The organism is Psychroserpens algicola (assembly GCF_014526325.1).
Lineage (GTDB): Bacteria > Bacteroidota > Bacteroidia > Flavobacteriales > Flavobacteriaceae > Psychroserpens > Psychroserpens algicola.
The window spans coordinates 178,305-190,698 of the sequence record NZ_JACNMJ010000009.1 but is presented as its reverse complement, the minus strand read 5'-3'; the positions used below and the strand labels follow the sequence as shown (position 1 = coordinate 190,698).

Sequence of the window (12,394 nt, the reverse complement as noted above, 5' to 3'; positions counted from 1 at the left end):
ATCCGATTTTGTCTAATACTTTTTTAGGTACATTGTATCCAAACTGGATAAAACGTAATCTTAAGTAATCTGACTCTCTAATATTTCTATCAGATAAGAATTCATCACTTGCATTTGTTGCATTAAGTGAAGGAACATCTGTAATATCTCCTGGTTGTGACCAAGCTCTTAAGATATCTCTTGAATGTCTAAACTGACCAATCGCTGTTGGATCTAAGAATCCGTTTAAATCAAAATCTGAACGGTAAACACCTATCGTATAATTGAACTGTGTTGTAAAGAAGAAATTCTTATAATCAGCATCAAATCCGAAACTACCCTGATAATCTGGGAAGATATTCTTTCCTGTTGCTCTTTGATCGTTTGTTGTGATATCTTCTGTTAAGTTTCCATCAATATCTAAGAACAATAAGTTACCATTTGCTGGATTAACACCCATATATGGCGCTACGAAAAGCTCTCCAATAACACCACCTTCTCTAATTGTAAGTGGTACATCACCTCCAGCACCTAAACTGATAATCTCTTGCTTGTTGTAGTTACCTACTAAGTTAAGTGTCACATTTAAACCGTCTTCTTCTTTAGACTTGAAAAGATCATAGTGTAATTCTAAATCAAAACCACTGTTTTTTAACTCACCTACGTTTGCACTTAAGTTTGTTACACCACCATTTAATGATGGAGCAATTGGAGTTCCGAAGAATAAATCTTCTGTGGTTCTTTCATACACATCAAAAGCACCTCTTAATCTATTATTGAAAAGCGCGAAATCTAATCCGATATTGGCCTGTACAATAGTTTCCCATTTTAAGTCATTGTTTCCAATCTGACCTACTGTTAAACCATTTACACCACCATACTGTCCTCCTGTATTGAAGAAGTTCTCTGTTAAATCTGGTGCAGCAAAGTATGCAAACTGTCCTGCTACTGCGATAATTCTCTGGTTACCTGTTGTACCATAAGACGCTCTAAGCTTTAATTGATCGAAGACTGAATCTTCCATAAACGCTTCGTTTGAAATATTCCAACGTCCTGCAACAGACCAGAATGTTCCCCAACGGTTTGACGCTGCAAATCGGTAAGATGCATCTCGACGTAAAGTTGCTGAGAATCCATATTTTGAATCGTAATCATAATCCACAAATCCAAAGTATGAGAATAAACCAGCATCTCTTACTGTTGCTCTACCTGTATCTACATAGTTATCATTATCTGCATTATCATTTACAAACGATGCTCCATCTCCTGGTGAGAATGTTGCTGGATCAAAACCTAATTGTCTAAATCCGAAACTACGTCTGTGTGCTTTAAAGTATTCTGAAAATAATGATACCTCTAAAGAGTGCTTATCTGCAAATACTTTACTCCATGTTAATGAGTTATTGAAGTTCATCGCTACAGATCTGAATGAATCCTGATCTGAGAATCCTGGCGTATTATCTCCATCTGCAGCAAATAATGCAGCATTAAATGAGAACGGAGCCTCAACACGTAATAATTGCTCATCTGTAAAATCACCACCAAAAGAAGTTCTAAAGGTTAGGTTATCTGTAATCTTATAACTTGCATTTACGTTTGCGATAATTTTAATCTCATCCTCACGTCTTGTATAAGTATCTCTTCTATCTAATAAGAATAAAGGCGTATTTGCAAATACAACTGGAATGTTAGCACCTTCTCCTGGCACATAAGATGCAGGTGAAATGTAAGGTACCGATTGGTTGGCTCCTAATACGAAGTTTCTGTTAATTGCTCCTGAACCAATACTGTTTGGCTCATTAGACTCAGAATAGTTTAAAGTAAATGATGTTCCGTAGTTGAACTTATCATTACTTGACTTACCAGAAATATTACTTCTGAAGTTAAAACGCTTAAGCGTACTTGCCTTCTTTAAGATACCTTCCTGATCTGTATATCCAAATGATGTGAACGAGTTAATGTTCTCTCCACCTGAAGCTAAATTAAGCGTATGACTCTGTGTTAATCCTGTTCCAAAGAATACATCTAACCAATCTGTGTTAGTTTGTTGTGCTCTTATCTCAAGCTCTGCATCTGATAACGTTGCTCCAAATCCTGATCCAAAATCTTTCTCTAACTGTAACTGCTCTCTCGAGTTCATTAAGTTATAATCGTGATTTTGTAATGTTGAGAACGCCGTTGTTCCAATGTAGTTGATTTTAAGCCCAGAGTTATAAGAACCTCGTCTTGTTTTAATAAGTACAACACCATTTGCACCTCTATTTCCATAAATAGCAGTTGCTCCAGCATCTTTTAAAACAGATAATGACTCGATGTCATTTGGGTTTAAACTTCTAAAGTTATCCTCATCTACTGGCACACCATCGATAATGAATAAGGGCTCAGTATTACCTGATAACGAAGATACACCACGTAAGTTAATGGTACTATCTCCACCTGGCTGTCCATTTCCTGTTGTAATGTTAAGTCCCGCAACCTGACCTTGTAAGGTCTGTGCAAAAGATGCATTTGGTCGGGCTTCAACCGTTTTTGATGTAATCGTTGTAGAAGAAATATTTGATTTCTCTGCTGTTGAAGTCCTGTAGGCTTCAATTACAACTTCATCTAAAACACCAAGATCTTCAGCCATTGCGACATTGATAGTAGCGTTACTTCCAACAAGTCTTTCAACTGTTTTGTTTCCTACATAGCTAAATACTAATGTTTCGTTAGCACTAGCTTTGATAGAGTAATTACCATCAAAATCTGTTTGAACTCCACGCGTAGTCCCTTTTACTATAATACTTACACCTGGCAACGGTAATCCGTCAGCCTGAGATGTAACTGTTCCTGTGACTGTTTTCTCTTGCGCGAAAGAGAACTGCATCACAAACGCCATAAAAAGCGTCATTAACCATGTTAACTTTAATTTCATAAAACAATTATTTGAGTTAGTCTAGCGCAAACATCTTAATAATATATTAAATATACAAGTATTTATAATAAAAAAATGTTAACAAGTAATTAATGGCTGACAATCGATTTTTTGCATGCTAAGCCTTGTAATTACTAGTTATTAGATACATAAACACTTCATTGGTTGCGTTAAAATTTTAACTTTGTTCAAACTTTAACATTTTGAGTCTAAAATCATCATTTTCAAATTTCAAACTAGAATGTGGCACAGACGAGGCTGGGCGTGGCTGCTTAGCTGGTCCAGTAACAGCTGCAGCAGTCATTTTGCCTGAATCATTTAGCAACAGCCTATTAAATGATTCTAAGCAACTTTCAGAAAAAAAGAGAAACACTTTACAACCCATACTTATTAAAGACGCCGTCTCTTACGCCTTTACACATATTTTCCCTGAAGATATAGACACTATAAACATTTTAAATGCCTCAATCCTGGCAATGCACAAATCTATTGAAGCCCTTAAAACTGCTCCTGAATTTATAATTGTAGATGGTAATAGATTTAAACCTCTAAATGACATCCCGTTTAAAACTATTGTAAAAGGAGATAGTAAATACTTATCAATCGCTGCTGCTTCTGTTTTAGCAAAAACTTTTAGAGATGAGTATATGGATCAAATCCATTTAGAGTTTCCTATGTACAACTGGAAACAAAACAAAGGGTATCCAACTAAAGAACATCGTGCAGCAATTAAAAAATATGGTCCCACAAAATACCATAGAAAATCTTTTAGATTGTTACCCTAACAATTTAAATTAGATATATAACTTTTTATATTTGTAAAAACCTTTTAAATGAAAAACATTTGGTGTATAGTTTTCTGTTTGCTTTGCCTGTATAATTGTGAAAACTCCAAGTCATCATCGACTAACCCTTTATCACTTGTTCCTGACCAATCTGAAATCATTATTAAAATAAACTCTGCCGAAGGACTTGAAAACGGATTAAAAAACAATGCTTTAATCAAAGCAATCACCTCTTACAAGCAAGTTGAAGGTATCAACGATTTAATTCTTCCTGTACACCATATAAATAAGGACTATAGTTTAATCACATTATCTAAAGACAAGAATGATAGTCTAGCCATTTGTTTTATCGTTCCTTTGTCTCAAAAGAAATTACAACTGGATTCCATTTCAGGCTTAAAAATTGACACCATATATAATAACAGAAATGGCATTTCTAAATTATACTATAAAGGCAATCCTTTTTTCTCTAGAATTATAGACAGCACTTTTTTTGTTTCTAACACACTGAAATTTACTCAAAATGCTACTGCAAACAAAGCCATGACCTCTGGATTAGAATTACTTGAAGACATCTCTAATACTGACAAAATGGTTTCAATTTATGTAAATCACACACGTAAACAATTTAACCCTGTAATATTTAAAGATTCTACACTAAATCGTACACAATTTTCAAATTATACCATTCTTGATAGTGACATCTCTCAAAACGCTATATATATTAATGGTGTAACAAAGGCAATTGATTCAACAAAAAGTTTAATTAATGTTTTCAAAAACACTATTCCTCAGGAGAACAAAATTGCTTCTATAGTACCAAGCAATACCGAAAGTTTTAAAAGCTTAACGTTTAATGATTTTGAAATATTCAGACAAAATTTGATTCGTCATAGGTTTCAGGATTCTACGACAACTCAGCACAATACATTTCAAAATACTGTTGAAATCGGACAAGCCAGCGTCGATAATCACAACATCTTCCTTTTGCGCTCAATTGACCCTGAATCGATGTTAAATAGCTTTGACACTCAAACTGTTGAAGATGAATTTAGGTCTATAAACATTTATACACTTAAAGAAATAGACGTCCAAAATCTTTCAGAGTTTACGCCTTTTATGAGCAATATAACGGCCACAAATTTTATTCAAATAAATGATTTTTTTGTGTTCTCTGATAACAGCAATATTTTAAAACACTTCATCACAAATTACCAAAACAAAACCACACTTACCAGCACTGAAGATTACCAAGACTTACAATTAGAATTGAGCGATGAAGCGTCACTACTTTTATTTGGAAATTCTGATGAACTAAACGCCTTACTCAACCTGAATTTTACTGACGATAAAAACCTGAACATTTCTGATTTTAAAACATCAGTTATTCAATATGTTTACGATACAGATTTCGCCCATATCAATGCCATATTTAAGACTTCAAAAGGCAGAAAAACCAAACATTCTGTAGCAGAAGAATTTAATATTTCAATCGATGCCAACCTGGCTACTAGTCCGCAGTTTGTAAAAAATCATACTACAAATCAAATGGATATTGCAGTACAAGACATCAATAACAACCTTTACCTCATTTCAAACAAAGGCAAGGTGTTTTGGAAAAAACAAATAGACGGCAAAATCCTGGGAAAAATAGAGCAAATTGACACTTACAAAAACGGTCGATTACAATTGGTCTTTAATTCTTCTAAACGTCTCTATGTTTTAGATAGAAATGGTAAAGACGTCAATAATTTCCCTCTGACATTTAATGATGACATTACACAACCCGTCTCTGTATTTGATTACGACAAAAAGAAAAATTACAGATTGATGGTTACTCAAGGAAAATCAGTTTTAATGTATGATAAAAACGGTAAAATCGTAAAAGGGTTTACCTATACATCTGCCCCAAATACCATTACATCACAACCTAAACATTTTAGAATTAACAGAAAGGATTTTATTGTGTTTTCATCAGGAAATCAGCTTGAAATACTGGATCGTGTTGGAAAAACAAGAGTCAAAGTCAAAGAGAATATAAGCTTCTCAAACAACAATATTTACCTATACAATAATAAATTTACAACATCTAATACTAACGGTGAACTTTTGGAGGTAAATCAGTCTGGTCGTATAGACCATAAAAATTTAAATGTAAATTCTGATCATAAGTTAGCAACCACAAGTAAAACACTTGTAGTCTTAAATGACAATAAACTCACGATAAAATCAAAAACTATTGAGTTAGATTTTGGTGATTATACGGCTCCAAAGATTTTTTATATCAATGATAAAATCTATGTTACGGTTACAGATTTACAATCTAAGAAAGGCTATCTTTTTGACAGTCAAGCTAAACCTATTGCAAATTTCCCTGTATATGCCAATTCTGAATTAGAATTAAGTAATATAGACAAAGACAATGCCTTGGAGGTCGTCACCAAAGGTGATGATAACTCTGTAATTGTGTATGAAATTCAATAAATAATTATCGGTAACAACTAGCCAACTACACATTTAAAGTAACAATCTATACATCATTCTTTGCCAATTGAATAGGATTATTTACCTTTAAACAAGCTATTAATCAACACATTAAATCTTCATGCATTGTAAACCTTCATATGCTAAGCTTGTAGCAATTGTTTTCGCTATTCTCATATTTTGCCCACAATTACATTCACAAACAAAAAAATTAAAACGTCCGAAAAGCCGAGTTGGTATTTCAAGTGTAGATACTTTTGTAGGAGAATCTTTTGATCTCTATGATAAGGTTTACAAATATGATGGATATGCTCAAGCAGGAACACCATTAGATGATGACGATATTGATGTACTTGAGGAAGCACTTGTTGAAATGACTGCTCTAAGCGAAAGTGCTCCAGAAATAATTTCCGATTTAGATGGTGTTGGTGTTCTAAAACAAGGAAAAGCCACGCTTCAAATTAATAAAGCAAAAAAAGCTCTAAAATATAGTATTAAGACTGCTAAAGAACTTCTTTTAGGTGAACGAGAACGAAAAGATAATGATGATAATGAATCAGAATCTTCTACTACAAAAGACGAATCATCTGAAGATGAAAATGACAGCACTACTGATGATAGTGATGACAATCAACAACCTGAAGATTCTAAAAACATATCTGACGACTTAGAAATACTTAGTAAATATGATTTTGTTCCAGGAGATGAACTTATTTTCTTTGATGATTTTTCTCAGGATTTCATTGGTGACTTCCCTTCAAAATGGAATACTAATGGATCTGGAGAAACTGTCAAAATAAAAAATGAAAATTGGTTAGAATTAAAATCAGGATATGGTATTTTTTTCATTCCAGATGTGAACCAACTTCCTGAAGACTACACTATTGAATTTGATATTCTTACAAGTGGCATCTCACAGCAAACTTCGTCAACAGCACGATTGCATATTTATTTGAGTGATAATTTAAAGTTTAACGCAGGCTCAGAGCACCATGTGATGACATCGCTTCCGTTTGGACAATATTCGGCTTTTGCAATTAAAAACATGAATTTCTTTAACCGAGGAGGAGGAGATATCAATTCTTCTATTGAAGCAGATATTAGAGATGAAGTGTTAAACCAGCCACACATTGCAATTTCTGTAACAAAAAAGCGCTATCGCTTATGGGTAAACGAGGTGAAATATGTAGATATTCCTCGATTTATTGAAGTTCCTAATGTATTAAATCACATCAAGTTTCACATTAATAATTTCAAAGATGGAAAAGAACGTATTTTCATCAAAAACCTTAAAATTGCAAAAGGTGGTGTAGACCTTCGTCGCAAACTATTAGCTGAAGGTAAGATTTCAACTAACGGCATATTATTTAACTCAGGTTCTGCTACTATTCAATCACAATCTTATGGTATAATCCGTCAAATTTCACAAGTATTGCAACAAGACAATACCATTAAGCTTAAAATTGTTGGGCATACAGATGCCGATGGAGGTGATGATACAAATATGAAACTATCAAAATCGCGTGCTGAAGCAGTTAAACAGGCTCTTATTACTGTTTATAAAATAGATGCAAGCAGGCTCATTTCTGAAGGAAAAGGTGAAAGCGAACCAGTAGCTGATAACACTTCCGAAGAAGGTAAAGCACAAAATCGACGTGTAGAATTTATCAAGCAATAAGATATTTACAGCAACCAAATCGATGCCTCAGTCTAAATGAAGGCGCCAAAGAGTTTTCTTTGGCGTTTTTTTTATATAATGAAGTCAAAATTTAGTAGTATTGTGACTTTAATTTTTCATCATGATTAAACGTAATAAAGCCTCCATATCTAAGTGTATTCTCCATAAAGTAGGCAACAAATTTAACAGTACAAAAAATGCTTTTTCTGAGCAGGTCATCGACTTTGAAGAAATTAGTTATGACCTGATACTTCCGTATTTATTACGACCATTTACCAGCCTGGCAGAATCCTACAGATTTAACCATCATTCTAATGTTGATCTCAACGAAATTAACAGTTACAGCTCTCAACTATTGAATGACGACAGTAATTTTGTGGAAGTTTCAAAACATATCGTCACACATTTATTTGAACAATCAAATTCTGCTCAAATCAAAACCGGAGATGTTATTGTGTGTATGTTTCACGACATTCAATACGAAGATTACCAAACTGATGCAGTAGGTATATTTAAAATTGAAAATAAATCTCATTTTTTTCAGACGTATTTAGAAAATGGCAGCTACGATATCATCACTCAAAAAGGGATTGCAACAAAAAAAGTAGATAAAGGCGTACTCATCTTAAATGCTGCTGATACTGAAGGTAAGATTGTGTTAAGTGTTGATAATAATAACTACGACGCCCAATATTGGATTAAAAGCTTCTTGAATGTTAAATATCCTGATGATTCTAATCAACACACCAAGAATTATATTGAAATGTGTCGAGAATTCTCAAAAGAGGTTGTTCAACCTCAGTTTGGCGGACAAGAACAAAGTCAGTTTTTATCTAAAACCGTAGATTTCTTTAAAGAAAATGAAGTCATAAATATCGAATCTTTTAAAGAGGAAGTTTTTGAAAAAGAGGATGCGCTTCAGCTATTCGAAGACTATAAAAAAACCTACGAAAATGACCATAACATCCTCATTAGAAATCAGTTTGATGTTTCTGAAATAGTCTTAAAAAAGCAAAAACAAAAAATTAAAACTGAAATAAAACTCGATACTAATATTCAGATAAAACTCGATGTTGATGCTCCAGATGCTTCCGCAGAATATCTAGAACGCGGCTATGACGAAGAAAAGAAAATGCATTATTATAAAGTATTTTTTAATCAAGAAGGCTAGGATTCATATCTTACAACTTTATTCATAATTTAACGCAACCATTTCGAAAATTTGCATCTTATAATTACACCTAACAAAGTAAGAAATGAAAAAAACACTGTTTTTAATATTTGTAATCGGCTTTTTATCTTCTTGCAATAACACTGATGAGTCAAGCAATACAATAACAAATGAATTAAATGGAGAATGGAATTTAGTTGCGGTAAGCTGTTTTTGCGAGCCTATTCATTTAGAAGCCGGTGATCATATCTGGACTTTCAATCTTTCAGCCAATATGCTCAATATTCTAAATAATGTCACAGAAGACCTTCATACCATTCCTGATACGGGAGTATACGAGATTAGTTTTTCTGAAAACACAGTTACTCTGCTTGATGTAGAATACGATTACTATTTTGAAAATGACAGGTTGTATCTAGCCAATCAGCCAGAAGCAGATGGACCATTAATTGAATTTATAAGAGAATAATTAGATAAACTCTGCCTCAAAAAGCGATTTAAAATGCTTAAGAAGTTTGGTCTTGACCTCTTGCTCATCAATAGTTTCAACACCAAGCTCAACATGTAAAGACGTTACAGCTTTTCCTCTGATTCCACAAGGAATAATATTATCAAAATACCCCAAATTGGCATTGACATTTAACGCAAATCCATGCATAGTTACCCAACGGCTTGCACGAACTCCCATAGCACATATTTTACGTGCAAACGGTGTTCCAACATCGAGCCAAACTCCTGTCTCTCCTGGGCTACGCTCAGTTTTTAATCCATATTCGGCTAGTGTGAGAATAATCACTTCCTCTAAAAAACGCAAATACTTATGAATGTCAGTAAAAAAATTGTCTAAATCTAAGATTGGATACCCTACAATCTGCCCTGGACCGTGATAGGTGATATCTCCTCCTCTATTAATTTTATAAAATGTTGCTCCCTTTTGAGTAAGCTGTGATTCTGACAGAAGTAAATTAGAAACATCGCCACTTTTACCAAGCGTATATACATGAGGATGCTCTACAAACAGAAAATAATTATCTGTTTCTAATCCAGCATCCTCACGTCTATTTTTGATTTTAGTATCTAAAATACCTTTAAATAATTCTTCTTGGTAATCCCAAGTTTTTTTAAAGTCTTTAGTTCCTAAATCTTCAACTTTTATTTGTTTATTCAATACTATTTATCTTCTAAAACGACTTCAAAATCTAGTAATTCAGGATCTTTAAGCACGTCCATAAATCCAACTTCGAGTGTCACTGTTTTGCGATCTTCACTGTACATCGCACCTTCTTTTGATATAGACTTAATTGCCCTCGGAAAATGATAATTGATTTTATATTTTGAAGACCCAAACATCATTGCAGCTTGACCCAAACTATCGACAGTTTGTGCATGTTTTTCACTATCAATAATCTTTGCTGATCGCTTAAAAACTGATCCGTCAAATGAATACTGAACATCTGTTGTGCCATCGGCTCCCATTCCAGCCATAGGATTACCTCCAGGGCTTGCTGCACCTTTCCCATTCAAATCACCAACTTGATTCATCGCTTTAAACATATCCTGAAGTTCATTGGCATTTTTAAAATCGGTAGATAAATCAAAGACCATTTTCTTGGTCTCAGGATTCATTACCATATGCATTTTAAAATCTTCTAGTGCTTTAATTTTTTTCTGATCTTCAGCAGATAATTTAGAAATACTATCTCTATGTTCTTCTATAAAATCTTTAAAAACAATAGTAGAATCCATGGCCTTATCCATTCCTTTTGAAGTTTCCCCATCTCCCATTTCAGCGACCATTTCCATCATTTCAGATGCATCCATAGTAAATTCCATTTTACCACTTCCATCTTCATTTATATAGATGTTTTCAGAAAATTGGCAACTGTTTAGCAGTATCATTAAAGCACATGCTATTAGCGTAAAAAATTTTTTCATGTTAAATAAGTTTAATTTTAATAACACAAAGATACGCTTTTATCTTTCAGGATTATTAAGAATTACCAGTGCAGCGATTACGCCAGGAACCCAGCCACAAATCCATAATAAAAAGACAATAAAAAAAGATCCGCAACCTTTTCCTAAAACAGATAAAGGCGGAAAAATGATAGCTAGAACAGCTCTCCAGAAACTCATGATGTATATTTTGATTGATTGATGTACTTATAAGACCTCATATTTTTCAAGATGTTACACTTTAAACCAGACTTTAACACTTTATTTCTATGAGATACATTTAAGGCTCAGTTTTTAGTCTGAAATAATCAGATTAAAATAAAAAATACTAGTTTAGTGCTGTGAGATTTTATAAATACATTATAGCCTGTATTCTCGTTGGAAATTTTACCAATGCGCAACATCAATTTAAGGGACATATTGATAATGAGCGCTGGCAAAATGAAGTATATTTATCTGTAATTGAAGATTATCGCACACTTGAAGGTATAAATGATGAGCAAATTATTTCGAAAACAACGACAAACAGCGAAGGCTTTTTTCAATTTGTAGGCAATCAGTTAGAACCAGAGCAAAAAATATATAAACTCCACGTTGATAATTGTACGTCTTACAATCAAGGTAGCAATCATTTTGAAGGGCATTGCGAAGACAGCAAAGACATTTTATTTATCGCCAAAAGCACTGACACTATAACCTTTCCGTTATCCTTTGATGCACAAATGTTTTGTGATATTATATCTAATAATCCAAAAACCGCTGCGTTTATTAAAATCGATTCTCTAAAGGAGGAAATGAAGTTCGCTTTTTCAGAATTTAGAAGTCAGGCCAACCGTCAGCTCAACAATAAAAAGTGGTTTAAAAAGCTCCAAGATTATGGTGAAAACTTAAATGAACCGCTGGCCGAACTGTATATTTACACCTTTTTATCAGACCGAAGCCATCAGTTCCATAACTACTACCTTAAAGATATAGAAGATAATTCGTATTATGACGACTTATTAGATCGCCTGAAGTCCAGCTATCCTAATTCGAGCTACGCTAAACAGTATGAAGCCGAATTAACTTCAGATAAATTTATTGTCTCATCTACCGACAAACACAAGGATGAGTTCTGGATTTACATGCTGATCCTACTAACTCTCGTGTCTTTACTTCTTAACCTTTGGTTTCTATTTTCTGCTATGAAAAGAAAGAAAAAAAAGCATTCTAACGCCATAGAGCAATTGACCAAACAAGAGCAAAATGTATTAGACCTCTTATTGACTGACAACACCAATAAGGCTATTGCTGAAACTCTTTTTGTAAGTGTGAGTACTGTAAAAACACATGTAAATAATATATACAAAAAACTTAATGTCAATTCCAGAGACGAATTAAAGTCACTGTTTAACAAGTAGTTACAAAATTCAACCTAAGGACTAGTACTC

The 12,394-nt window shown here is 33.6% G+C and carries 10 protein-coding genes; 6 read left to right on the top strand and 4 right to left on the bottom strand.

Features of this window, described 5'->3' with window-relative positions; all coding sequences use genetic code 11:
* Positions 1-2,893: SusC/RagA family TonB-linked outer membrane protein (locus H7350_RS16550; protein WP_204347036.1), on the bottom strand; the 2,893-nt coding region annotated here is incomplete at its 3' end.
* 203 nt (positions 2,894-3,096) lie between these two features.
* On the opposite strand from H7350_RS16550, the gene H7350_RS16545 reads away from it, so the two are divergent.
* From H7350_RS16545 to H7350_RS16525, 5 genes are all read left to right on the top strand, one after another.
* Entirely contained in the window at positions 3,097-3,678 is a 582-nt protein-coding gene (locus H7350_RS16545) for a ribonuclease HII (protein ID WP_204347035.1), read from the top strand.
* 48 nt (positions 3,679-3,726) lie between these two features.
* Positions 3,727-6,162: a ribonuclease HII gene (locus tag H7350_RS16540; RefSeq protein WP_204347034.1), complete on the top strand. Its 2,436-nt coding sequence runs from the start codon at positions 3,727-3,729 to the stop codon at positions 6,160-6,162.
* Between the two features lie 121 nt (positions 6,163-6,283).
* A complete protein-coding gene (locus H7350_RS16535) occupies positions 6,284-7,840 on the top strand; it encodes an OmpA family protein (RefSeq protein ID WP_204347033.1) in 1,557 nt (518 codons plus the stop codon).
* 121 nt (positions 7,841-7,961) lie between these two features.
* Positions 7,962-9,011: a nucleoid-associated protein gene (locus tag H7350_RS16530; protein WP_204347032.1), complete on the top strand. Its 1,050-nt coding sequence runs from the start codon at positions 7,962-7,964 to the stop codon at positions 9,009-9,011.
* A gap of 85 nt (positions 9,012-9,096) precedes the next feature.
* Positions 9,097-9,480: a hypothetical protein gene (locus tag H7350_RS16525; RefSeq protein ID WP_204347031.1), complete on the top strand. Its 384-nt coding sequence runs from the start codon at positions 9,097-9,099 to the stop codon at positions 9,478-9,480.
* Here the strand turns inward: H7350_RS16525 and lipB are convergent, their stop codons facing one another.
* The 3 genes from lipB to H7350_RS16510 are packed head-to-tail and all read right to left on the bottom strand — an operon-like array spanning position 9,481 to position 11,144.
* Positions 9,481-10,179: a lipoyl(octanoyl) transferase LipB gene (gene lipB / locus H7350_RS16520; RefSeq protein WP_204347030.1), complete on the bottom strand. Its 699-nt coding sequence runs from the start codon at positions 10,177-10,179 to the stop codon at positions 9,481-9,483.
* Between the two features lie 2 nt (positions 10,180-10,181).
* The gene (locus tag H7350_RS16515; protein ID WP_204347029.1) at positions 10,182-10,946 is read right to left on the bottom strand and encodes a hypothetical protein; all 765 of its coding nucleotides are present in this window, start codon (positions 10,944-10,946) and stop codon (positions 10,182-10,184) included.
* 39 nt (positions 10,947-10,985) lie between these two features.
* Positions 10,986-11,144, bottom strand: coding sequence for a YqaE/Pmp3 family membrane protein (locus H7350_RS16510; protein WP_204347028.1), 159 nt, complete (start codon positions 11,142-11,144; stop codon positions 10,986-10,988).
* A gap of 161 nt (positions 11,145-11,305) precedes the next feature.
* On the opposite strand from H7350_RS16510, the gene H7350_RS17145 reads away from it, so the two are divergent.
* Positions 11,306-12,364, top strand: coding sequence for a helix-turn-helix domain-containing protein (locus H7350_RS17145; protein WP_338105787.1), 1,059 nt, complete (start codon positions 11,306-11,308; stop codon positions 12,362-12,364).
* Positions 12,365-12,394 lie beyond the last annotated feature (30 nt).